This is a genomic window from Halomonas sp. PAMB 3264 (genome assembly GCF_031954245.1).
Classification (GTDB): domain Bacteria; phylum Pseudomonadota; class Gammaproteobacteria; order Pseudomonadales; family Halomonadaceae; genus Vreelandella.
The window spans coordinates 2,240,978-2,264,497 of sequence record NZ_CP134866.1 but is presented as its reverse complement, the minus strand read 5'-3'; the positions used below and the strand labels follow the sequence as shown (position 1 = coordinate 2,264,497).

Annotated in this window: 22 protein-coding genes; 20 read left to right on the top strand and 2 right to left on the bottom strand. The window is 63.3% G+C overall.

The genetic code is table 11. The annotated features are described in order from the left end of the window. Nucleotides 1–10 precede the first annotated feature (10 nt). From RN347_RS10235 to cobJ, 13 genes are read left to right on the top strand one after another with little or no spacing between them, the layout of a single operon-like run. A complete protein-coding gene (locus RN347_RS10235) occupies nucleotides 11–1,822 on the top strand; it encodes a TonB-dependent receptor domain-containing protein (protein WP_311958150.1) in 1,812 nt (603 codons plus the stop codon). Next, nucleotides 1,812–2,693 (top strand): cobalamin-binding protein, encoded by an 882-nt coding sequence (locus RN347_RS10230; protein WP_409365752.1) that lies wholly within the window; start codon nucleotides 1,812–1,814, stop codon nucleotides 2,691–2,693. Before RN347_RS10235 ends, RN347_RS10230 begins: the two co-directional genes overlap by 11 nt. Next, a complete protein-coding gene (locus RN347_RS10225; RefSeq protein ID WP_311958148.1) occupies nucleotides 2,690–3,667 on the top strand; it encodes an iron ABC transporter permease in 978 nt (325 codons plus the stop codon). Before RN347_RS10230 ends, RN347_RS10225 begins: the two co-directional genes overlap by 4 nt. Beyond that, nucleotides 3,664–4,518, top strand: coding sequence for an ABC transporter ATP-binding protein (locus RN347_RS10220; protein WP_311958146.1), 855 nt, complete (start codon nucleotides 3,664–3,666; stop codon nucleotides 4,516–4,518). Before RN347_RS10225 ends, RN347_RS10220 begins: the two co-directional genes overlap by 4 nt. Beyond that, a complete protein-coding gene (locus tag RN347_RS10215) occupies nucleotides 4,515–6,236 on the top strand; it encodes an ATP-binding protein (RefSeq protein ID WP_311958145.1) in 1,722 nt (573 codons plus the stop codon). The genes RN347_RS10220 and RN347_RS10215 overlap by 4 nt, the downstream gene beginning before the upstream one ends. Beyond that, nucleotides 6,233–6,820 carry a cob(I)yrinic acid a,c-diamide adenosyltransferase gene (cobO, locus tag RN347_RS10210; protein ID WP_311958143.1) on the top strand — a complete coding sequence of 196 codons (588 nt, stop codon included), beginning with the start codon at nucleotides 6,233–6,235 and terminating at the stop codon, nucleotides 6,818–6,820. Before RN347_RS10215 ends, cobO begins: the two co-directional genes overlap by 4 nt. After that, nucleotides 6,820–8,208, top strand: a complete 1,389-nt coding sequence (locus tag RN347_RS10205; protein WP_311958141.1) for a cobyrinate a,c-diamide synthase — start codon at nucleotides 6,820–6,822, stop codon at nucleotides 8,206–8,208. Before cobO ends, RN347_RS10205 begins: the two co-directional genes overlap by 1 nt. Continuing rightward, nucleotides 8,195–9,295: a cobalamin biosynthesis protein CobW gene (cobW, locus tag RN347_RS10200; protein WP_311958139.1), complete on the top strand. Its 1,101-nt coding sequence runs from the start codon at nucleotides 8,195–8,197 to the stop codon at nucleotides 9,293–9,295. The genes RN347_RS10205 and cobW overlap by 14 nt, the downstream gene beginning before the upstream one ends. After that, nucleotides 9,295–13,110, top strand: coding sequence for a cobaltochelatase subunit CobN (cobN, locus tag RN347_RS10195; protein ID WP_311958138.1), 3,816 nt, complete (start codon nucleotides 9,295–9,297; stop codon nucleotides 13,108–13,110). The genes cobW and cobN overlap by 1 nt, the downstream gene beginning before the upstream one ends. After that, complete coding sequence (locus RN347_RS10190) at nucleotides 13,107–14,264, top strand: cobalamin biosynthesis protein CobG (RefSeq protein WP_311958137.1); 1,158 nt, start codon at nucleotides 13,107–13,109, stop codon at nucleotides 14,262–14,264. The genes cobN and RN347_RS10190 overlap by 4 nt, the downstream gene beginning before the upstream one ends. Then, entirely contained in the window at nucleotides 14,248–14,877 is a 630-nt protein-coding gene (locus RN347_RS10185; RefSeq protein ID WP_311958135.1) for a precorrin-8X methylmutase, read from the top strand. Before RN347_RS10190 ends, RN347_RS10185 begins: the two co-directional genes overlap by 17 nt. Then, a complete protein-coding gene (gene cobI, locus RN347_RS10180) occupies nucleotides 14,874–15,599 on the top strand; it encodes a precorrin-2 C(20)-methyltransferase (protein WP_311958134.1) in 726 nt (241 codons plus the stop codon). The genes RN347_RS10185 and cobI overlap by 4 nt, the downstream gene beginning before the upstream one ends. Next, on the top strand, nucleotides 15,596–16,345 hold the full coding sequence (gene cobJ / locus RN347_RS10175; RefSeq protein ID WP_311958133.1) for a precorrin-3B C(17)-methyltransferase: 750 nt from the start codon (nucleotides 15,596–15,598) through the stop codon (nucleotides 16,343–16,345). Before cobI ends, cobJ begins: the two co-directional genes overlap by 4 nt. Here cobJ and RN347_RS10170 read toward each other — a convergent pair whose 3' ends face one another. Next, nucleotides 16,346–17,080: a cobalt-precorrin-6A reductase gene (locus RN347_RS10170; protein ID WP_311958132.1), complete on the bottom strand. Its 735-nt coding sequence runs from the start codon at nucleotides 17,078–17,080 to the stop codon at nucleotides 16,346–16,348. Here RN347_RS10170 and cbiE point away from each other — a divergent pair. From cbiE to RN347_RS10135, 7 genes are all read left to right on the top strand, one after another. Then, nucleotides 17,079–18,287 (top strand): precorrin-6y C5,15-methyltransferase (decarboxylating) subunit CbiE, encoded by a 1,209-nt coding sequence (cbiE, locus tag RN347_RS10165; RefSeq protein WP_311958131.1) that lies wholly within the window; start codon nucleotides 17,079–17,081, stop codon nucleotides 18,285–18,287. The genes RN347_RS10170 and cbiE overlap by 2 nt on opposite strands. Then, the gene (locus tag RN347_RS10160) at nucleotides 18,284–18,688 is read left to right on the top strand and encodes a cobalamin biosynthesis protein (protein ID WP_311958130.1); all 405 of its coding nucleotides are present in this window, start codon (nucleotides 18,284–18,286) and stop codon (nucleotides 18,686–18,688) included. The genes cbiE and RN347_RS10160 overlap by 4 nt, the downstream gene beginning before the upstream one ends. Further along, entirely contained in the window at nucleotides 18,688–19,482 is a 795-nt protein-coding gene (gene cobM / locus RN347_RS10155; protein ID WP_311958129.1) for a precorrin-4 C(11)-methyltransferase, read from the top strand. Before RN347_RS10160 ends, cobM begins: the two co-directional genes overlap by 1 nt. Further along, nucleotides 19,479–20,243 carry a precorrin-6A synthase (deacetylating) gene (gene cobF, locus RN347_RS10150; protein ID WP_311958128.1) on the top strand — a complete coding sequence of 255 codons (765 nt, stop codon included), beginning with the start codon at nucleotides 19,479–19,481 and terminating at the stop codon, nucleotides 20,241–20,243. The genes cobM and cobF overlap by 4 nt, the downstream gene beginning before the upstream one ends. A gap of 69 nt (nucleotides 20,244–20,312) precedes the next feature. Then, on the top strand, nucleotides 20,313–20,753 hold the full coding sequence (locus RN347_RS10145; RefSeq protein ID WP_311958127.1) for a YtoQ family protein: 441 nt from the start codon (nucleotides 20,313–20,315) through the stop codon (nucleotides 20,751–20,753). Between the two features lie 491 nt (nucleotides 20,754–21,244). Then, nucleotides 21,245–22,534: a hypothetical protein gene (locus tag RN347_RS10140; RefSeq protein ID WP_311958126.1), complete on the top strand. Its 1,290-nt coding sequence runs from the start codon at nucleotides 21,245–21,247 to the stop codon at nucleotides 22,532–22,534. A gap of 90 nt (nucleotides 22,535–22,624) precedes the next feature. Further along, nucleotides 22,625–23,179 carry a hypothetical protein gene (locus RN347_RS10135; protein WP_311958125.1) on the top strand — a complete coding sequence of 185 codons (555 nt, stop codon included), beginning with the start codon at nucleotides 22,625–22,627 and terminating at the stop codon, nucleotides 23,177–23,179. Nucleotides 23,180–23,293: 114 nt separating this feature from the next. Here the strand turns inward: RN347_RS10135 and RN347_RS10130 are convergent, their stop codons facing one another. Next, nucleotides 23,294–23,518, bottom strand: coding sequence for a Txe/YoeB family addiction module toxin (locus RN347_RS10130; protein ID WP_311960846.1), 225 nt, complete (start codon nucleotides 23,516–23,518; stop codon nucleotides 23,294–23,296). Between the last annotated feature and the right edge of the window lie 2 nt (nucleotides 23,519–23,520).

The following is a 23,520-nucleotide window of genomic DNA, read 5'->3' as shown; positions in this document are numbered from 1 at the left end:
GGGGCTTATCATGACCTACGCGCGACCCACCCTGGGGCTTGCCGCCTTTACGCTCGCCGCACTGCCGCTGGCCGTTCACGCCCAAACGGTGTCTTCGAACACTCCCGAGGAGAAGCAGGCGCTCAACCCGGTGGTCGTAACCGCGGCCCTTGCCCCGCGCACCGCGAATCAAAGCCTTTCATCCGTCACCGTGCTCGATGAGGCCACTTTTCACCGGCAGGACCCTGTCAGCGTCACGGACCTCTTGCGTGGCCAGCCCGGGGTCGACGTTTCCAGTAACGGCAGCTTCGGCAAGAATGCGAGCGTGTTTCTTCGCGGTACCGGCAGCAGCCAGAACGTGCTGCTGATCGACGGCATTCGCCTGCGCTCGGCCACCAGCGGCGGGGCGGCCTGGGGAAGTATCGACCCGCGCCTGTTTGAGCGCGCCGAAATCGTGCGCGGACCAAAAGGAAGCCTTTACGGGGCGGACGCCATCGGCGGTGTCGTGCAGCTCTTCACCCACGCCCCGGAGGAGGGCAACGGCCCGCAGCCCCGGCTTTCGTTTGGCGGCGGCTCCTTCGGCACGGCGCGCGCAAGCGCAGGGCTCAGCGGGTCAGAGGGCGGCACCCGCTATAGCTTCGCGGCGAGCCACTTCAACACCGACGGCGTGCCGGTGCGCCGCAGCGGTGACGACAAGGGCTATGACAACACCACGGCACTCGCCCGGGTGTCGCACACCTTTGATAACGGGGGCGAGGCCGGCGTACTGGCGCTGCGCGCACGCGGCAACAACGAATACGACGGCGGCGAGAACGACTTTGTCCAGCAGGTCGCCGGCATCTATGCCGAGCTTCCGGTGGGGGATGCCTGGCGCTCGCGGGTGACACTTTCCGAGGCCCGCGACGAAAGCGATAACGTCGACGAGTTCGGCGGCTCCACCTTCGATACGACCATCCGCACCGCGCGGCTTGAAAACACCTTCACCGTGGGGGCTCACGAGTTCATTGCCGGCGTCGAGCAGAGCGAAGACCACATCGACAGCACCGTCGATTACGACGAGACAAGCCGCGACAACACCGCCGCCTTCACCCAAGCGCTTTTCGATTTCGCCCCGTTCACCCTGCAAACCAGCGCCCGCTTCGATCACAACGAAAGCTACGGCGACGAGGTGACTGGAAGCGTGGCGCTCGGCTTCGACCTCGACGCGAACCATACCCTGCGGGCGAGCGTCGGCACCGCCTTCAATGCGCCGACCTATAACCAGCTTTACTACCCGGACTTCGGCAATCCGGATCTGGAATCCGAGACCTCCGAAACCGTGGAGCTCGGCGCCCGCGGCCAGTACGCCAGCGTCTTCTGGGACGCCGCGCTCTACCAGACCGACATCGACAACCTGATCGCAGGGCAAGGCGAGCAGTTCAACGTGCCGACCTCGCGCATTCGCGGCGCCGAGCTTTCCGGCGGCGTGGAGCATGGCGGCTGGACGGTTGCCGCCGCGCTGACCTACACCGACCCGGAAAATCGCGCCACCGGCAACCGTTTGCAGAACCGCGCCACCCAGAGCCTGCGCCTGGACGTGGACCGCGAGCTTGGCGAGTTTTCGGCCGGCGGCTCCTGGATTGCCCAGAACCACCGCTACCGGGATGCGGCTAACGAGGATCGCTTGGCCGGTTATGGCCTGGTGAACCTGCGCGCCGGCTGGGAATTCGCACCGCTGTGGAGCGCCCGGGTGACGCTGGAAAACGCCCTGGATCAGGACTACGTCACCACGCGCTCCTTTGACGGCGCCGACTACATCAACGCCGGGCGCGCGGCGTTTCTGAGCGTCAACTTTGGTCAATAAATGGCTTGTGGGGTTGGCGGCGGCGCTTTGCGTTAGCGCCGCTCGGGCCGAAGTGTGCGCGCTCGATGACCTGGATCGCGAGGTATGCCTGAGCGCGCCTGCAAGCCGTATCGCCGCGCTTTCGCCTGGCGCGACGGAACTCGTCTATGCCGCCGGCGCGGGTGATCGCGTGGTCGCTGTGGTCTCCTACAGCGACTATCCGCCCGAGGCTCGAGACGTTGCCTCGGTCGGCAGCCATACCCGGCTGGATCTCGAGGCGCTGGTCGCGCTCGAACCGGATCTGGCCATCGGCTGGGTGACCGGCAACCCCGCCGAGCAGCTCGAAACGCTGGAAGCGCTCGATATGGCGGTGTTTTATATCGAGCCGCGCAGCGTCGACGGCGTGGCCGGCGCCATCGAGCGCCTGGCCACGCTTGCCAGCACCGAAGCGGAAGGCCGCCGCGTGGCAGAGCGCTTTTTAAGCGACATGGCCGCGCTCGGGGCGCAGTACGCGGGGGAAGCGTCGGTCGATACCTTCTACCAGGTGTGGGACTCACCGCTGATGAGCGTCAACGACGAGCATCTGATTGGCCAGGTGATCCGCCTGTGCGGCGGGCGCAACGTGTTTGGCGAGCTGGGAAGATTGGTGCCGCGCCTCGATGACGAGGCGGTGCTCGCCGCCGACCCGGCCGTGATCGTGGCCGGCGGCATGGGCGAGGAGAACCGCGACTGGCTCGATCACTGGACCCGGTACCCCGAGCTTCGTGCGGTGCAAAACGATCACCTCTACTTCGTGCCGCCGTCCCTCCTTCAGCGGCCCACGCCGCGTTTGGCCGAAGGGGCGAGGCTTCTTTGCGGGCATCTGGCGACGGCCCGGGAAGATGCGCCGTGAATGGCCGCTCCCTGAGTTTCTGGCCCGTGGCGCTGACGGCGCTTGCCTTGGCCGCGCTTTTGTTGGCGCTCGCCACCGGCAGCTCCTCTCTGTCGGTGGCAAAACTCATGCAGGCGCTGTTCGGGGAGGGCGAAAGCCTCGCTCACACCCTGGTGTTCGATCTTCGCTTGCCCCGGGCGCTTTCCGCCTTTGCCGTGGGCGGGCTGCTCGCCGTGGCGGGGGCGCTGATGCAGGTGCTCTTGCGAAACCCGCTCGCCGACCCCTACGTGCTCGGGCTTTCCGGCGGGGCCAGCATCGGGGCGCTTGGCGCGATGCTGGCGGGCCTGGGGGGGCTGCTGGTGACCGGCTCGGCGTTTGCCGGGGCGCTTCTTTCAACGCTTTTGGTGTTTGGCCTCGCTCAGGGCCGCGGCGGCTGGACGCCGGCGAGACTGCTGCTCACCGGCGTGGTCGTGGCCTCGGGCTGGGGGGCGCTGGTCACGTTGATGCTCGCCATGAGCCCCGCCGAGCGCCTGCCGGGCATGCTCTACTGGCTGATGGGCGATCTTGCCTACGCGCGCACGCCCTGGCCGCCGCTTGTTGTTTTACTGCTGACCTGCGCGCTTTTATGGCCGCTGGGGAGAAGCCTCAACGTGCTCGCCCGTGGTTCGCTGCAGGCCGCCGCCCTGGGGGTGACCGTGCGTGGTTTCGAGTGGGGCATCTATCTTTTGGCAAGTCTTCTGACCGCCGTGGCGGTCACCACCGCCGGCAGCATCGGCTTCGTGGGACTTGTCGTGCCGCACATGCTGCGCCTGGTGCTGGGCAACGACCAGCGCCGTATCCTGCCCGCCTGCGCGTTGGCTGGCGGCACGCTGTTGCTGCTGGCCGATACGCTCGCGCGCACGCTGATTGCCCCGGAGCAGCTGCCGGTCGGTGTCATCACCGCGCTGCTCGGCGTGCCCACCTTCCTGCTGCTCTTGTACCGGAGCCGCCCATGAACCGGCGTGGTGCGAAAGCGCCCGAGGCGAAAGCGCCACGGCTCGAGGCAGAGGGCCTGACGCTCGCCATCCCCGGCAGAAGCGCAGGTGGAGCGATGGAGTTCGCGCTCGAACCTGGTCAGGTGTGGGGGGTGCTCGGCCCCAACGGCGCGGGCAAGACGACGCTTTTGCACACCCTGGCGGGCCTCACCGCGCCGCGCACGGGACGCGTATGCCTGGATGGGCAACCGCTTGGCTCGCTCAGGCGTCGGTCTATCGCCCGGCGGCTGGGGCTCTTGTTTCAGGAGCGCATGGACGGTTTCCCCGCCACGGTCTCCGAGACCGTGATGATGGGCCGCCACCCGTACCTGTCGCTCTGGCAGAGCGAAAGTCTCGAGGATATCCAGCGGCTGCGGTCGGCCCTGAGCGCGCTCGATCTTGAAGCGCTCGCATCGCGCCCGGTCTCCACACTTTCCGGCGGCGAGCGCCAGCGCGTGGCGCTGGCCACCGTGCTGACCCAGAACCCTGCCGTGTGGCTTCTGGATGAGCCGACCAACCACCTGGACCTTCACCATCAAAGCGCGGTGATGGCGCTGATAAGCGTCGAGGCCCGCCAGGGCCGTGCGGTGATGATGTGCCTGCACGATCTCAACCTGGCCGCACGCTGGTGCAGCCACGTTCTGCTGCTCTACCCGGACGGCGAGGCCCTCGCCGGGCGATGCGACGAGGTGATGACGCTGGGCGCTCTGGAGCGGCTTTATCGTCAGCGCCTGAGCGTTGCGCAAATGGACGGCGCGCCGGTCTACATGCCGCGCGTGGAACGCGCCGCACCTTCCACGGATCTTTCTGACAGTGCCTGGAGGCACCCATGACCCCGTTCCCTTTTGCCGCCGTGGTCGGCCAGCACGCGCTCAAGACGGCGCTGCTGCTCAACGCCGTCAACCCGCGCATCGGCGGGGTATTGATCAGCGGCCCGCGGGGCAGCGCCAAATCCACCCTGGCCCGGGCGCTGGCCGCCATCCTGCCGGCCACGAGCCTTGGCCCGTCGCCGTTTGTCACGCTGCCGCTCGGGGCAAGTGAGGAGCGCCTGACCGGCAGCCTGGATATTCAGAAAGTGCTCACCGAGCGCGAGGCCGCCTTTCACGAAGGGCTTCTGGCCAAGGCGCACAACGGCGTGCTCTACGTCGATGAGGTCAACCTGCTGCCCGACACCCTGGTGGATCTGCTGCTCGATGTGGCCGCCAGCGGCGTCAATATCGTCGAGCGCGACGGCCTGAGCCACTCTCACCCGGCGCGTTTTGGCCTGATCGGCACCATGAACCCGGATGAAGGCGAGCTGCGCCCGCAACTGCTGGACCGCTTCGGCCTCTGCCTGGAGCAGCCGGCCTCGATCAGCGTGGAAGAGCGCATCGCCATCGTGCGCCAGCGCGAAGCGTTCGACCGTGACCCCGCAGGCTACGCGGCGGATTTTGACGCCGAGCAGCGCTCGCTGACCCAGCGCATCGAACGCGCCCGGCAGCGGCTCGACGCGGTAAGCGCCCCGGACTGGGTATACGAGCAGATCGCCAGACGCTGCGAGGCGGCGGGCGTCGAGGGCCTGCGCGCTGACGTGACCTGGCACCGCGCCGCCCAGGCCCACGCCGCCTGGCAGGGCCAGAAGGCCATCGACCAAACCGATATCGACACCGTCGCCCCCTGGGTGCTTTCACACCGGCGCACCCGGGAAGAGACGCCGCCCGCCTCAAACAATCCGCCACCTGCTCCGCCCTCTGAACAGAGCGGCGGCGGCTCGCCGCCCACTGGCAGCAAGGCTCAAGCAGGCAGCGGCGCGGGGCAGCCGGGCGAGGCGGGGCAGTGGGGCGCGATGCCTCCCGTTAACCAAACCCGGCAGACGGAAGCGGCGACCCTACCTGAAGCTCCAATGCTGCCGGGTAGCAAGCGCGGCGCTGCCGAAGGCGGCGCCCGCAAGGGCCACCAGTGGGGGCAAGGGGCGCACACACGCACGCTGCCTCCCGCGCCGCGCCTGGACACCTTTGCCACGCTTGCCGCCAACCGCGGCGCCTGGCCCTGGCAAACACTCCGCTACCGCCCGTCGCGGGCCGGGCAGCCGAAGGTGCACCTGGTGCTGCTGGATACGTCTGGCTCGACGTTGGGCCAGCGCCTGCTGGGCCGTGCCAAGGGCTGGGTCGAGTCACTTGCTCGCCAGGCGTATCTGGGGCGCGAGCAGATGGCGGTGTTTGGCTTCGGCAACGACACCATCACCTCGTTGCTGCCCCGCCAGCGCGCGCCCAAGAGCCTGGCGGCCCGGCTCGATTCGGCGGAGGGCGGGGGCGGCACGCCGCTGCGCGCCATGATCGTTCAGGCAGGCCAGCTGGTGCGCCAGTGGCAGCGCCGCGAGCCGGGCCTTGCCATTCATACCTACCTGATTACCGACGGCCGCACCCGGGAGTCCCTTGTGGGTCTGGCGCCGCCAGGCGACTGCCTGGTGCTGGATACCGAAGGCGCCAGAGTCAAGCGCGGCCAGGGGGCAAGGCTTGCCCGGGAGCTTGACGCACGCTACTGCACACTGCCAATCAAGGAGTTTTCATGACGGACCATCAACGCCGCATGCAGCGCAAGAAAGACGTGGTCGATGAGCGCATCAGCCAGGCGACGCAGGAGCGCGGCGTGCTGATTCTCCTGAAGGGTAACGGCAAGGGCAAAAGCAGCTCCGCCTTCGGCACCATGGCGCGCTCCCTGGGCCACGGCCAGCGCTGCGCCGTCATTCAGTTCATCAAGGGCCGTCGGGAAACCGGCGAGTACCTGTTCTTTCGCGACCATCCAGGGCTCGACTGGCACATCATGGGCCACGGCTTCACCTGGGAAACCCAGGACCGCGAGCGGGATATCGAGGCCGCAGAGGCCGCCTGGGCCGTGGCCAAGGGGTTACTCGAGAACCCGGAGTACGGGCTGATCGTGCTCGATGAAATGAGCTACATGTTCAAGTACGGCTACCTGGATACCGCCCCTGTGGTCGAGGCGTTACAGCGCCGCCCGGCGCACCAGAACGTGATCATCACCGGGCGCACCATGGCCACACCGCTTCAGGAGATCGCCGACACCATCAGCATCGTGCAAGACGAGCGCCACGCGTTTCGCGGCGGCGTCAAGGCGCAAGCGGGGATCGAATACTGATGAGCCAACCTTCTGCGAGCTGCCCCGCGCTGTTTATTTCGGCCCCCGCCTCAGGCCAGGGCAAAACCACGCTAACCGCCGGGCTTGCGCGGCTGCTGCGCAATCAGGGCAAGGTGGTGCGGGTGTTCAAGACCGGCCCGGATTATCTCGACCCGCAGATTCTCGCCCAGGCCTCCGGCCAGCCGGTGGATCAGCTCGACTTATGGATGGCAGGAGTTGACTACTGCCGCCAGCGCTTTTATGAAGCCGCTATCGAGGCCGACTTGATTCTGGTGGAAGGCGCCATGGGCCTTCATGACGGCGAGCCATCCAGCGCCGACCTGGCCGCGCTGTTTGGCATTCCCATGGCCATCGTGATGGATGTCAAAGGCATGGCCCAAACCGCCGCCGCGCTGGTAACGGGGCTTGCTGGCTTTCGTGACGATATCCATGTTGCCGGGCTGATTGCCAACAATTGCGGCTCCCAGCGCCACCGGGAGCTGATTGAAGGCGCACTGCCTGACACCCTACCGTTCCTGGCCGCCGTACCCCGTGACCCTGAACTGACACTTCCCGAGCGCCACCTGGGGCTGGTGCAGGCCGAAGAGATTCGTTTTGAGCTGGAAGTTCGTTTTGAGGCCGCGGCGCAGGCGCTGGAAGCCGCGGGCTTGCTGGACGCGCTGGCCACGCTTTCGCCGGTCAGTTTCAGCGCCTGTACCGAAACACTTCCCGCCGTTTCGCCTGTGCTGGCCGGGCAGACGATAGGCGTGGCCCGCGATGCGGCGTTCAGCTTTATCTATCAGGCCAACCTGGATGTACTGGCGCAGATGGGCGCGCGCGTGCGCTTTTTCTCACCGCTTGCCGATGCCGACCTGCCCGAGTGCGATGCGCTGTGGCTGCCCGGCGGCTACCCGGAGCTTCACGCGCAGGCGCTGGCGGCGAACACCGCCATGCGCGATGCTATTAGTGGCTTCTTTCGCGCGGGCAACCCTATTCTCGCCGAGTGTGGTGGCATGCTGTATAGCCTGGAAACGCTCACCGACTATGCGGAGAACACGCACCCCATGCTCGGTTTACTGCCGGGGCACGGCGCCATGCGCGGGCGCCGAGGCTGCCAGGGTATGCAGACCGCCGAGCTGCCCGAAGGGCCCATTCGCGGCCATGCCCACCACCGTTCCATGGCCGGGCAAACGCCTGAGCCCATCGCTTACGGTCGCCGTCAGCGCCACCCCGCACCTGGCGAGCCGATCTACCGTGCCGGGCGCCTGACCGCGACCTACTTGCACCTGTTTTTCCCGAATAACCCGGCCGCGGTGGCGCGTCTTTTCAGCCACGCTCCCGGCAACGATTCAGCGCAGGCCACGGCCGCAAGCTCCCATATTGAGGAATCCTTTCATGCAGTTAAATAAAATTCCCGCCACGGTTGTGACCGGCTTTCTGGGTAGCGGCAAGACCACGCTGCTTGCCAATATCCTGCGCCAGATCACCGGCAAACGGATCGCCGTGATCGTCAACGAATTCGGCGAGCAGGATATCGACTCCAGCCTGCTGCGCAGCTGCGCCCTCGACTGTGAGCCCGGTGAAGGCCAGGCGCTCGCGGGTGACGACGGCATCTATGAACTCGCCAACGGCTGTATCTGCTGCACTGTGGAAGAAGAGTTTCTGCCGGTGATGAAAAAGCTCGTCGAGCGGCGCGGCGATATCGACCATATCCTGATCGAGACCAGCGGCCTGGCGCTGCCAAAACCCTTGGTGCAGGCGTTCAACTGGCCGGACGTCCGCCAGCACTGCACCGTGGATGCCATCATTACCGTGATCGACGGCCCCGCCGTTGCCGCCGGGCGCTTTGCCAGCGACGAAGCCAAGGTCGCCGCCCAGCGTCTGGCGGATGACAGCCTGGACCATGACCCCAGCCTGCAAGAGCTTCTTGACGATCAGTTAAGCGCGGCAGATTTAGTCCTGGTGACCAAAACCGATCTGCTGAGCGTCGATGAAAAGGCCCGGGTGGAAGCGCTGGTGCAGGCGCGGGTACCGGCCTCGGTCAAGACGCTGTTTATCGACCAGACCCAGGCCACTGATACGGCCCAGCTGGAAGCCCTGATGGGCATTGGCGCCGCCAGTGAAGCGCATATCGACAAGATTACCAATCATCACGACAAGCACCATGCCGAAGGCGCGCACCACGACCACGCCCACGACCACTTCGATTCCTGCGTGATTACCCTGGGCGAAGTAGACGCCACCGCCCTTGAAAGCAATTTGCAGGCGCTGCTGAAAAGCCACGAGATCTACCGCGCCAAGGGCTTTGCCGCTATCCCCGGCAAGCCCATGCGCCGGGTGATTCAGGCGGTGGGTGAGCGTCTTGACGGCTACTTCGACCGGCTATGGCGCCAAGACGAGCCGCGCCAGACCCAGCTGGTATTTATCGGCCGCGGGCTTGATAGCGCCGAGCTGCACGAGGCGCTGGCCGCTGCCGAGACTGCGGCGACACCTTAATGCATCTATTTGCCGCCAAGCCCGGAGGCTTTGTCGACGATGAAGGCATCGTCGATCTTCAACAAAGCCCCGCCGAGATCGTCATCCTGTCCGCCGCCGACAGCAATCTTTCGGCGCTGGCTCAGGCCGCCGAGCGGTTGGGGGAGGCGTACCCTTCGGTGCGCCTGGCCAACTGGATGAACCTGATCAAGCCGGCGGCGTATGATCTCTACGAAGATCGGGTGCTGGAAAAGGCCCGGTTGGTGGTGGTGTCGCTGTTAGGTGGCAAGGGCTACTGGCAGTATGGCCATGAGCGCTTGCTTGCCTGGGCGGCGGCGAAGCCGGAGCGCCAGCTGATACTGGTGCCGGGCTGCGACGCGCCGGATGACGCCCTGCTGGAAGACTCGAGCATCGGCTTCGATGACGCCTACCGCGTGTGGCGCTACCTGCGTGAAGGCGGCGTAGATAACGCCGAAGGGCTTTTGCGCTTTATTGCCAGCCACTGCCTAAGCCGTGCGTTTGCCTGGCAGGAGCCCAAGGTGATTCCGGCGGCAGTGATTTACGCCCCGCAGGAACGTGAATCGAGCCGCCCGGCGGCCAGCCTCAGCGAGTGGCGCAAGCAGTACGAAGACGGCCGGCCGGTGTGCCTGCTGCTGTTCTATCGCAGCCATTTACAGGGCGCCAACACCGGCGTGATCGACGGCATGCTGGCCGCACTCGAGGCCGAAGGGCTGGCGCCGCTGGCGGTGGCCGTGGCCTCGCTGAAGGAGGGGCCGTGCATCGAGTTTGCCAATCATCTCATCGAGCAGACCGGCGCTTCGCTGATCATCAACACCACCAGCTTTTCGGTGAACCGCAACGCCGATGAAACCGACGGGCTGGGCGATGAAATGCACAGCCTGTTCATTGGCCGTCCCGTGGTGCTTCAGGCGATGCTGGCCAGCAGCACGGTGGAGGACTGGCAGGGCATGGCCGCCGGGCTGCACAGCCGCGATGTGGCGATGCAGATCGTGCTGCCGGAAATGGACGGGCGGGTGATCACCCGGGCCGTGGGCTTCAAGGCCGAGGCCTTTTTTAACGAGCGCTGCCAGCTCACGATTACTCACCATGCCCTGCACCCGGAGCGTGCGGCGTTCGTTGCAAAACTGGCGCGGCGCTACTGCTGGCTGCGTGAAACGCCCAACGCGCAAAAACGCATCGCCCTGGTCATGGCCAACTACCCCAACCGCGACGGGCGCATCGGCAACGGGGTAGGGCTGGATACGCCCGCCTCGACGCTGAATATTCTGAGCGCCCTGCAGGGTGCCGGCTACCCGGTGGACGAGCTGCCCGCGGACGGCGACGAGCTGATCCGCCGGTTACAAGGCGCAGTCACCAACGACCACGGCAGCCTCGATCAGCGCGCCTGTTGGCAAAGCATCAGCGTTGAGGAGTATCTGGCCTGGTTTCAAACCCTGCCCGTTACGCTCCAGAACACCATCTGGACGCGCTGGGGCGCGCCGCATGACGACCCCAAGTGCCGCCAGGGGCGGCTGATGATCTCGGGTATCCGCCTTGGGGACACCTTTGTAGGCATTCAGCCCGAGCGCGACTTTATCGAGGACCTGACCCAGTCCTACCACGATATGGAGCTGGCGCCGCCGCACAGCTATCTGGCGTTCTACCTGTGGCTGCGCGAACACTACCGGGTAGACGCGGTGATTCACGTGGGCAAGCACGGTAATCTCGAGTGGCTGCCGGGCAAGAGCACTGCGCTCAGCGCCGAGTGCTGGCCGGATATTGCGCTGGGGCCGCTGCCGCACTTCTATCCGTTCATCGTCAACGACCCCGGCGAAGGGGCACAAGCCAAGCGCAGAAGCCAGGCGGTGATCATCGACCACCTGATGCCGCCGCTGGCCCGCGCCGAGCTGTACGGCCCCATGGCGGAGTTGGAAGCGCTGTGTGACGAGTACTACCAGGCGCTGGATATGGACCCGCGACGCGAGGCGCTGATTCGCAGCCAGATTCTTGCGCACCTGCGCGACACCGGCATCGACCGGGAGCTCGCCCACGCGGTGAACGGTGAGTGCGAGGCCGAGATACTCAACGCCCTGGATACCTTCTTGTGCGATATCAAGGAAGCCCAGATCCGCCACGGGCTGCACATTCTGGGCACGCCGCCACCGCGTGAAAAGCGCGCGGGCACACTGGTGGCGCTGCTGCGCCTGCCGAGAGGCGAGGGCGTGGCAAGCCGCGGCCTGCTGCACAACCTGGCCCGCGACCTGGCCCTCGATATCGACCCGCTGGCCGCCGGCAGCGAGCCGTGGCAGGGCGCCAGGCCCGCTATTCTTGCCGAGCAGTTGGGTGCCCCCTGGCGCACCGGCGCGGACACCCGCGAGCGCCTGGAGCTTCTGGCCGAGCGCTGGGTCAATGAGTACGTGCTGGGTGACCGCCCCCTTGAAGCCCTTACCTCAAATTACCCCGCCACGGCGGAGCAGCTGCGCTTTGCCCGCACGCTGTGGGCGACCATGCAGCGCGGCGTGACGCTGGAAATTCAGTCCCTGCTCGATGGCCTTGACGGGCTTTTCGTACCCGCCGGCCCCAGCGGCGCCCCCAGCCGCGGGCGGCTGGATACGCTGCCCACCGGGCGCAACTTCTTCAGCGTGGACAACCGCTCGATTCCATCGCCCGCCGCCTGGCGCTTGGGCGAAAAGTCCGCCCAGGCGTTCGTCGAGCGCTACCTGCAGGATAACGGCGACTACCCGCGCCGGCTGGGGCTCTCCATCTGGGGCACCGCCACCATGCGCACCGGCGGCGACGACATCGCCCAGGCCTTTGCGCTGATGGGGGTGCGCCCCCGGTGGTCGCTGGGCTCCCAGCGGGTGATCGATTTCGAGGTGATTCCTTCGATGCTGCTGAATCGGCCGCGGGTGGATGTGACGCTGCGGGTGTCCGGCTTTTTCCGCGATGCGTTTCCTAATGTGATTCGCCTGTTCGATGCCGCCGTGCAGGCGGTGGCGAACTTCGAAGAGCCCGGCGACAGCAACACCATCTGCCATGCGGTGATGGCGCGTCAGAAAACGCTGCAAGACGAAGGCCTGAGTGCCGAGCAGGCGGCGCAAGAAGCCCGCTATCGCATTTTCGGCAGCAAGCCCGGCGAGTACGGCGCGGGCCTTAACCGGCTGATCGAGAACCGCAGCTGGGAAAATGCCGATGACCTGGCCGAGGCCTACCTGGGCGCCGGGGCCTACGCCTACGGCCAGTTTGCGGATTCCGGCACCGCCGCGCGAGGCGCCTTCGAGCAGCAGCTTCAGGGGCTGGACGCCGTAATGCAGAACCAGGATAACCGCGAGCACGATATCCTTGATTCCAACAGCTACTACGCCTTTCAGGGCGGCATGGCCAATGCCAGCCGCGCGCTTGCCGGTCAAGCGCCGGTGATCTACCACGCGGACCACGCCAACCCGGCGGTACCCAGGATTCGCACGCTGAAAGAAGAGCTTGCCCGGGTGATCCGCTCGCGGGTGCTCAACCCCAAGTGGATCAACGCCATGCGCGAACACGGCTATAAAGGCGCGTTTGAAATGGCCGCCACGGTGGATTACCTGTTTGCCTATGACGCGACCACCGACCTGGTGGCCGACTACCAGTACGCCCAGGTCAGCGACGCCCTGGTGCTCGACCCCGCCAACCAGCAGTTTTTGCGCGACCATAACCCGGCAGCCCTTGAAGAGATGGCCGAGCGCCTGCTGGAAGCCGCCCAGCGCGGCATGTGGCAGGCGCCCGGCGAACACGGCGCCGCCCTTGAAGACCTGCTGCTGGAAATGGACGAAGCCCGAGAGCGGGGCGGCCCATGAGCGAGCCGCAAGTAAAGGGCTGGTGCCCCGGCGCCTGGCGGCCCATGGCCACCGGTGACGGCTGGCTTGTGCGCGTGCGCCCGCCGCTGGGCGAGCTGACCCGCACACAGGCACTGGCGCTGTGTGACGCCGCCGAGCGCTTCGGCAGCGGTTTGCTCGAACTGACCCGCCGGGCCAATATCCAGCTGCGCGGCGTGACCGAGGCCAGCTGGCCACCGCTGATGGCGTTTCTCATCGAGCATCAGCTGGTGAGCGACAGCAGTGATGCTGAACGCCAGCCCCAACTGATGCTGGCCCCGGCGTGGCAAGCGGGGGACGCCACCCACACCATCGCCCGGCAGTTGCAGGCACGGGGCGCGGAACTTGCCGAAATGCCCGCCAAGATAGGCATCGCCATCGACGCGGGCGCCGCGCCGGTGCTGTGCGATAGCCCCGCGGATTTTCGCATCGAGCGCTCGGCAGACGGTGGCCTGCTGGTACGCCTGGAGGGCCACACACTGGGCACGGCGGTGACCGATGCCGAGGCCGCCGTGGCGCTCTTGATTCGCCTGACCCACTGGTTCATGCAAAGCGGCGGCGCGGCGGTGGGGCGTATGGCCAGGCACCACGCACCGCTGCCCGCCTGGGCAGTGGCGAATACGCCCCCGGCCCCGCCCGGCGCGAAACTGGCCATTGGCAAGCATGAGGGGGGCGTGGTGGCTGGCCTGCCGTTTGGGCGGGTAAGCGCCCAGACGCTGCGCGCGCTGGTCGCCTCGAAGGCGGTGAGCGCCCTGCGGGTAACGCCTTGGCGCAGGCTAATGATCAAGCAGCCGGGCGCCGCCGCCTTGCCAGCGCTTGGCGAGGTCATTGGTCAGAATGACGACCCACGGCTGATGATGGACGCCTGCCCTGGCGCGCCTTTTTGCCAGCAGGCCAGTGTCGCCACCCACTCCTTGGCCGAGCGGCTGAAGGAAGTGGACGCCGCCAGCGTGCATATTTCCGGCTGCGCCAAGGGCTGCGCCCGGCGGCAACCGGCAGCCATTTGCCTGACCGGCCGCAACGGGCGTTTTGATGTCATTACCGACGGCCGCGCCGATAGCGCGCCGGTGGCTACCGGGCTGAGCGAGTCTGACGTTTTCATTTATCTGGAGAGTTTGGGTGCCTTACACCTATGAAACCCACGGCCCGGCGATTTACCGGGAGTCCTTTGCGATCATTCGCCGCGAGGCCGAGCTTGCCCGCTTTTCTGCAGAGGAAGAGACCGTGGCCGTGCGCATGATTCACGCCGCGGGGCTTGTCGAGTTGGCCGCGCATATCCATTTTCAATATGACGTGGTCAACAAGGCGCGCGCCGCTCTAGAGGCGGGCGCGCCGATTCTGTGCGATGCGCGCATGGTATCCGAAGGCATTACCCGCAAGCGCCTGCCGGCGGATAACGCGATTATCTGCACCCTCAATGACGAGCGCACCCCCGCGCTTGCCCTTGAGATGGCCAACACCCGCTCGGCGGCGGCGCTCGAACTGTGGCGCCCGCACCTTGAAGGCGCGGTGGTGGCGATTGGCAACGCGCCTACGGCGCTGTTTCACCTGCTCAACATGCTCGAAGACCCGGACTGCCCGCGCCCGGCGGCCATCATCGGCTGCCCGGTGGGCTTTGTAGGCGCGGCGGAGTCCAAGGAGGCGCTGCTTGCCACGCCAAAGCTTCCCAGCTGCATCGTGCGTGGGCGCCTGGGCGGCAGTGCCGTGACGGTGGCCGCCATCAACGCCCTGGCGGATCGTGTCGAATGAGCAAGGGTTGCGTGTTTGGGGTGGGCCTCGGGCCCGGCAGCCAGGATCTGATGAGCGTGCGCGCCGACCGGCTGATCCGTGGTGCGACGCATATCGCCTATTTCCGCAAGAAGGGCCGCCGCGGGCACGCGCGCAGCATCGTCGAGGGCCTGCTGGCGCCCGGCGTGGTCGAGATGCCTATGGAGTACCCGGTCACCACGGAAATTCCCTTCGATGACCCGCGCTACAATCAACTGCTCTCGACGTTTTACGAACACAGCGTGGCGCAGCTGATCGAGATGACCGAGGCCGGGTGCAATGTCGTCGTGCTGTGCGAAGGCGACCCGTTCTTCTACGGCTCGTTCATGCATCTGTATACGCGCTTGCGCAACCGCGTGCCGGTTTCCGTGGTGCCGGGAATTACCGGCATGTCGGCGGCGTGGACCGCTTCTGGGACCCCCATTACCTGGGGCGATGACGTGCTCACCGTGGCGATGGCGACACTCCCGGAAGACACGCTTGTCGAGCGCATCCGCCAAACCGACGCGCTGGTGGTGATGAAGATCGGCCGCCACCTGGGCAAGCTGCGCCGGGCGCTGAAAAGTGCCGGGCGCGAAGCCGACGCCTGGCTGATCGAGTACGCCGCCATGGAGAACCAGCGCGTGGTGCCGCTGAAGGATGCCGGCGACAAAGTGCCGTACTTTTCTATCGTGCTGATTCACGGACACGGGAGGCGCCCATGAGCGGTTGGGTCAAAATCGTCGGGCTGGGGCCGGGTGCGGAATCGATGATTACCCCGGAAGTCACGGCCGCGCTCGACCAGGCCACGGACGTGGTGGGCTACGTGCCCTACGTCGAGCGCGTCGCCCCGCGCGAGGGCCTGACCCGCCACGGCTCGGACAACCGTGAAGAGATTCGCCGCGCCGGGGCCGCGCTGCGCATGGCGCACGAGGGCCGCCGAGTGGTGGTGGTGTCTTCCGGCGACCCCGGCGTGTTTGCCATGGCAAGCGCCGTATTCGAGGCGCTGGAAGCGGGCGACGCCGTGTGGCGGGCGCTCGATATTCAGGTACTGCCGGGGATTTCCGCGATGCTGGCCGCCAGCGCCCGCGCGGGCGCGCCGCTGGGGCACGACTTCTGCTGCATCAATCTATCCGACAACCTGAAGCCCTGGGCGCTGATCGAAAAGCGCCTGCGCCTGGCGGCACAAGCGGATTTTGCCATGGCGTTCTACAACCCGCGCTCCAAATCGCGCCCGGTGGGGTTCGAGCGCACCCTGGACGTGCTGCGTGAAGCGTGCGAGCCCGAGCGCCTGATCATCTTCGCCCGGGCGGTGTCCACGCCGGACGAGTCTATCCGCGTGACGACGCTGGGTGAGGCCACGCCCGACATGGCGGACATGCGCACGCTGGTGATCGTGGGATCAACACAGACGCGATTGATCGAGCGAGAGGGCGCGCCGCTGGTGTACACGCCGCGCTCAGCGCTTTGATCAAGCGCGGTCGAGCCAGACCAGCACCTCATCGACGCCGTGCACTTCAAGCCGGGCGGGAAGCTGGGGGCGGTCAATCATGATGACCGGCACGCCAAGCGCGCGGGCGGCATCGAGCTTGGCGCGGGCGCCGTCGCCGCCGGCGTTCTTGCATACGATGCGCTCGATTCGCTGGTGCTTGAGCAGGGCTAAATCGCCTTCCAGCGTGAAGGGACCTCTATCCACGGTGGTGGTGAAGTGGGCAAGCGGCGGCGGGGCGGTGGGCGCGTCGACCAGGCGAAGTACATAGTGGTGCTGGGGCGTGGCGGTAAACGCGGCCAGATGCATGCGGCCAATGGCGAGCAGCACGCGCTGGGGCGGGCCTTCCAGGGCGCTTGCCGCCGCTTCGATACTCGCGACGTGCTGCCAGTTATCATGAGCGCCACGCCGCCATGCCGGGCGCGTCAGGGCAATCGCCGGTACGCCGGTTTGCCGGGCGGCGGCCAGCACGTTAAGGCTCATTTGTGAGGCAAACGGGTGGGTCGCATCAATAATATGGGTGATGCGCTGTTGGGTGATAAAAGCCGCCAAACCCTCGGCGCCGCCAAAACCGCCCACGCGGGTGGGCAGCGGCTGCGCTTTAGGCGTTTTGACGCGGCCTGCATAGCTGAAGATGGCGGCAATACCGCGCTTGCTTATGGCGCAAGCCAGGGCGCTGGCCTCACTGGTACCCCCAAGAATCAGGACATTTATCATGGCGTTAGTTGACAAGGCTTGCTGGCTCACATTGCTTGGGTGGGGGGAGAGTGGCACAGCGGGCCTGACAGCGGCAAGCCGCGAACTGTTGGAGAGTGCCGAGATCGTGTTTGGCGCCCGCCGCCACCTGCGTCTGCTGCCCCCGCTGAACGCGCAGATACGCGAGTGGCCGGTGCCGTTTATTGAGGGCATCCCCGCCCTTCTGGCCGAGCGCGGCCGCCGGGTGGTCATGCTGGTCTCCAATGACCCGTTCTGGTTTGGCGCGGGCTCAAGTCTCACGCGCCACCTGGAGGCGTGGGAGTGGAGCGCCGTACCGTCGCCCTCGACCTTCAGCCTGGCGGCGGCGCGGCTGGGCTGGCCGCTTGAGCGCTGCACTTGCCTTGGCCTGCACGCCAAGCCCCTGACCCGCCTTCGGCCCTACCTTCAAAGCGGCCGGCGCCTGCTGGTGCTGCTGCGCGATGGCGCCGCCGTGGCGGAACTGGCCGCGCTGGTTAAAACATTCGGCTTTGCGGAATCCCGGCTACATGTGCTGGAAGCGCTGGGCGGCGCGGAGGAGCGCATCCGCACGCTGGGCGTGGATGACGCGCTTCCCGAAGATATCGCCCACCCGGTGGCGGTGGGTATCGAGGTGGCAGGTTCCGGCCCCGCGCTACCGCTCACGCCGGGCCTTGCCGATAATTTCTTCGAGCACGACGGCCAGATCACCAAACAGGCCGTGCGCGCGCTCACCCTTGCTGCCCTGGCTCCCAGAGCCGGTGAGCGGCTGTGGGATATCGGCGCGGGCTCTGGCTCGATTGCCATCGAGTGGCTGCTGGCCCACCCGGATAACCAGGCCATCGGCTTCGAACAGCATTTTGATCGCGCCGCGCGGGCGCGGCGCAATGCGCACAACCTGGGCGTCGACTGGCTCAGCGTCAACGAAGGCCGCGCCCCGGAGGTACTCGAGAACGCGCCGCTGCCCGATGCGGTGTTTATCGGCGGCGGGCTTTCCCAAACACTGCTGGACGCCTTATGGCAGGTGCTACCAAGCGGCACGCGGGTAGTGGTCAACGCGGTCACGCTGGAATCCGAAGCTCTGCTTGCCCACTGGCAGCAACAGGCCGGCGGCGAACTGCTGCGCCTGGAGCTGGCCCACGCCGCCCCCATGGGCACGCGGCGGGGCTGGAAAGCCAGCTACCCGATCGTGCAGTGGCGCGGCGCTCGATGACCATTCAAAAAGCCGCCAGCCCCGCGCGCACCATTGCCGGGTTCGGCTTTCGTTCGCGGGCAACGCAGGCGTCGCTTGAGCAGGCGCTGGATCAGCTGATCGCCGAGTACGGCCCCATCGGCCGGCTGGCGGCGGCGCACAGCATGCTGCCCCTGGTTCAGGCGCTGGGAAGCGCCCGCCACATCCCGGTAATAGGCGTGGCGGACGCAGCACTCCCCGGCGCCACCACGCTGACGCATTCCGCCTACAGCCTGCGCGAAAAAGGCACCGGCAGCGTGGCCGAAGCCGTGGCGCTGCTGGCCGCGGGCCACGGGGCGCGGCTCTTGGGCCCGCGCACAGTTTCAGACGATAGAAAGGCCACGGCCGCGGTGGCCACTAAAGCGTTGCAAGGAGTTGGATGATGACGGTTCATTTTATTGGCGCAGGCCCCGGCGCGCCGGATCTACTCACGCTGCGCGGGCGCGATTTGATTGCCGCCTGCCCGGTGTGCCTGTATGCGGGGTCGCTCGTCCCCGAAGAAATTCTCGAGCACTGCCCATTTGATGCGCGCATCATCAATACCGCGCCGCTGTCGCTCGATGAGATCATGCAGGAAATCCAGACCGCCCACGCAGAAGGTCATGACGTGGCCCGGCTGCACTCCGGCGATCTCTCGGTGTGGTCGGCCATGGGCGAACAGCTGCGCCGCCTGCGGGCGCTTGCTATTCCCTATAGCGTCACCCCCGGCGTGCCCTCATTTGCCGCCGCAGCCGCAACGCTTGGCCAGGAGCTCACGCTGCCCGGCGTGGCGCAATCCGTGGTGCTGACCCGCACGCCGGGCCGAGCAAGCGCCATGCCGGAAGGGGAAACGCTTGCCCACTTCGCCCGCACCGGGGCAACGCTCGCCATTCACCTCTCCATTCACAACCTGGCCCAGGTGGTGGAAAACCTGACGCCGCATTACGGTAAAGAGTGCCCGGTGGCCATCGTCTGGCGGGCCAGCTGGCCGGACGAGCACGTGGTGCGCGCTCGCCTGTCCACGGTGGAATCGCTGATTGATCACACGCTCCAGCGCACGGCGCTGATTCTGGTAGGGCCAGTCCTCGAATCCAACGACTTCAAGGAAAGCAGCCTGTACGCGGTAGGTTACGACCGCCGTTTTCGGCCCCAGTCCGCGGATTCACCGTTTGCCGGCGGCGAGGAGGGCACGCTGTGATCGAGCTCGCCTTTATCGGCATCGGCACCGGCAACCCGGCGCACGTGACGCTCGCCGCCGTGCGCGCGCTGAACGCGGCGGACGTGATTCTGCTGCCGCGCAAGGGCGAATCAAAAGCGGACCTCATCGACCTGCGCCGCCTGCTCTGCGACGAGCTGTTGGAGAAAGAGAGCTCCACGCGCATCGTCGAGTTCGACCTGCCCACCCGCGATGGCGAGGCGCCGTACCTGGGCGCGGTGAACGATTGGCACGCCGCGATTGCCTCAACATGGGCGCAGCTTCTGGACCACCACCTGCCCAACGGCGGTCGCGCCGCCCTGCTGGTCTGGGGCGACCCATCGCTTTACGACAGCAGCCTGCGCATCGCAAAGCGCTTGCCGGACGCCGGGCACGCGCTCAAGGTCAACGTTATCCCCGGCATCACCAGCCTGCAGGTACTCACCGCCGAGCACCGCATCCCGCTCAACGCTTTGGCGGGTGCGGTTCACATCACCACCGGCCGTCGGCTGCGCGAGAAGGGCTGGCCGAATGATGCCGCCACCGTTGCCGTGATGCTCGACAGCGGCGGGGCGTTCACCGCGATAGAGCCGCAGGGCACTTACATCTGGTGGGGGGCGTACCTGGGAATGGAGAAGCAGTGCCTGATCGAGGGTAAGCTTGATGAGGTAAGCAACGAGATCATCGAGCGCCGCAACGCATTGCGTGAAAAACACGGCTGGATCATGGACTGCTACCTGCTGGCCCGCCAGCCGCTGTTATAAGCCGGTAGGAATATGGAAGGTTTTTCCATAAAATGAATTGACACATCTTTTTCCACGAAGGAGCACGCCATGAGTTTTTACGTTTACCTCTCCGGCGAGATTCACACCGACTGGCGCGACGAAATTCAGCGCGGCGCCGAAGCCGCCGGCCTGGACATCTTCTTCACCGCCCCGGTCACCGACCACGACGCCAGTGACGCCGCCGGTGACCACCTGGGCAAGCCGGAAAACGGCTTCTGGCGCGACCACCAATCCTCCAAGGTCAACGCCATTCGCACCCGCACGCTGATCGAGCAGGCAGATTTGGTTGTCGTGCGCTTCGGCGACAAGTACAAGCAGTGGAACGCCGCGTTTGATGCGGGTTACTGCTCGGCGCTGGCCAAGCCGTATATCACGCTGCATAGTGAGGATATCGTTCATCCGCTGAAGGAAGTGGATGCGGGAGCGCAGGCTTGGTGTACGACGACTGAGCAGGTCGTTGAGACGCTGAAGTACGTGCTTAAAGACTAAGCCGGCCTGAGAAATACTTGCAGGCCAATGGAGCCTGCAAGTGCCAATGCTCCTAATGAGCCACAACAGTATAGAGCACTCGTAGGAGCACGCTTCAGCGCGCGAAGGGCAGCGCCAGCTGCCCCGATATCGTCGCAGACTTCACTTCCCTTCATAAAACTGGCTTAAGCTCATTCCTTGGCATTTCTTCCGAAGCATCGCCTACCTGAATTTCTCGCAGCCTTATGACCTATTGCTGGACAATGTCATGAAATTACCACGTGACCGAAGATAAATTTGCGAATAGAGTATGATTGAAACGGGCATAACGAGCGGGCATGCGAATAATGAATGTGCTGCCTAGGATTTTAAAGAAAAATATAAAAAATCAGTCGGTTACGATTATTTTTTATCGGCGTTATAACATCAGTGAATGTGCTGGGGCGTTTATTGATGTTATGTAACCGGCTATGTAATCACTGTTAGTTTCTTACCGTACCAATGGAGATAAAATGGATTTAGATATTAATATAAACGCCTTCGCTCTATGGATTGCAGAGATACTTAGGTTTGACTTGGAAGAAACCAAAGATTCTTTTTTATACGCGCCTAGGTTCAGCTCGATTGAAGATATTAGCCTTACGTTAACCAAAGAAAAATTGGAGAGCGAAGTCGAGAGCTTGAAAGCCTACGACGCCACCTCAGAGACTGTGTTATCTGATGATAAATCTTATGAAATATTAGTTAGGGAGGAAGGTCACTTCCATAGGTTTTTACCTAGAAGTAGAGGAGAGGATGTTGTTTTAGAAATCGGAGACCCAGATAATAGGATTACTTATACTTTGGGCCGCCCATCAAATCAGTTCTGCCTCTACTTAATAAAAAATGCTGCGCAATATGGCGAGCCTAGAGCTTTATCACGTCCCGGAATGCCCAGTTTAGTTATGAGAAGGGTTTTAGAGGAACAGACTTGTGTGCTGGAACTGGTTAAAAAATGTATAGCTGGTCGCTTAACCTTAAAGTTAACCTCCGAAACGAAAAAGAGTGTATCTGAATTCGATAAGTTTTCATCAGCATTCCTTTTTAATATCACTTACAATACAGACACATCACTCGTACAACAGCGAGATTTTGATGAGCTGCTAAGAACAGGCAGAATCACTCGCTCTCGAAGGTCAAGCCTTGACGAAATCGACCCACCAAGAAGAACTTATATTCCAGATTTGATACATCATTATCAGCTTGCGGTAGGAACTGAAAACCCTATGCTGGAATATATTTCCTATTACCACATTGTTGAACACTTTTTTGAGTCTATTTTCAATGAGGCTTTAGTGGAGACGGTTAGGAATAAGCTTACGCATCCAGACTTTTCGTATAAACGAAAGAAAGATATATCGTCGCTAATTAAAGATATTGCAAAATCCATAAAGATGCGGGACGATAGCATGACTTTTAGTGAGCAAGAAGGTCTCAGGTTAACGCTAGTAAGACATGTGGATTTGGCTGATTTAAACCAAAAGTTAAATGACTATGATGATTCTTTAGTTTCGTATTACAAAACATCACCGGTTGCTTTTTCTTCAGCGCCAGTTGTTGATTTAGAAGGGGATGACGAGGATCTGATATTCAAAAATCTTGCTGGTAGAATATACAAAAACAGGAATTCTATAGTTCATAGTAAAGAGTCAGAGAAATCCAAGTATATGCCATTTCGTGACGATAAAACTTTAGTAAAAGATGTTCCTTTAATTAGATTTATCTCGGAACAAATTATTTTTGCGACGTCGAGTGTTGCATGAAACTAACAAGCGCATGTTGTCGGACTGGTTTCCGCTGTGCTCCAAACCAGCCGCAAATGCGGGCATTAAGCATCAGGAGAAATTATGATCATGGAAATACTGACAGCGATTCTAGTCGTTGTCACTGGGATTTACGCGTATTTGACATATAAAATGTCGAATATAAGTGAACGTTCTGTACAGATGATGAAAGAGCAAACCGAAGCGATGTCTCGCCCCCATTTGGTAGTTCAACCTGTTGTAAGACCCCATACACCTTTCTTGTATTTAAAAATCTACAATAGTGGTAAGACACCTGCATTAAACGTAAAACTAGAACTGGATAAAGACTTTTATCAGTTTGATGAGTCTGATAAAAATTTGAAGGAAGCAAGCGCGTTTTCATCTACTTTTGATAGTTTTGCGCCAAACCAAGAATTATTTTTTGCTCTTGGTCAAGGTTGGCTTATCTTTGGTGAGTCAAAACATTCATTGCCCGAAAAGTTTGTAGTCACAGCATCTTACAACTATATGGACAAGGAAGTAGTTGAAAGAAGTCATATTGATTTACGCCCATTTGCACAAAGCGAAGGAGAAAGAAATCCTATCGTAGAAGAACTTGAAAAAATTAGAAAAGCTCAGGAAAAGTTGGCAAAAAATGCCTAACAAACTGCTTAAGTGGGATTCGCAACGCATGGCATTTTCACTATGCGTTGGTTTAAGTGATTAAGGTGGTTTGCTGCGGCTTCGGTATTGCGTTGCTTACCCCTTAACAGGGCGTTAAGGCTGATCGTAATGCCCTCCAATGGCAAAAACGTATATGGAGGTGTCATCGAACCGGTATATAAGCCTGTCTTTCTGTGAGATGCGTCGTGACCACAGGCCTGACAAATTGTGTTTCAGCGGTTCCGGTTTGCCTATTCCAGTGGAGGGGTCGTCGGAGCGGAGCATTTCTTTCAGCACTTTGCAGAGCGCTTTGTGCAGCTTCTTGTCTTTCTCTCGCATCG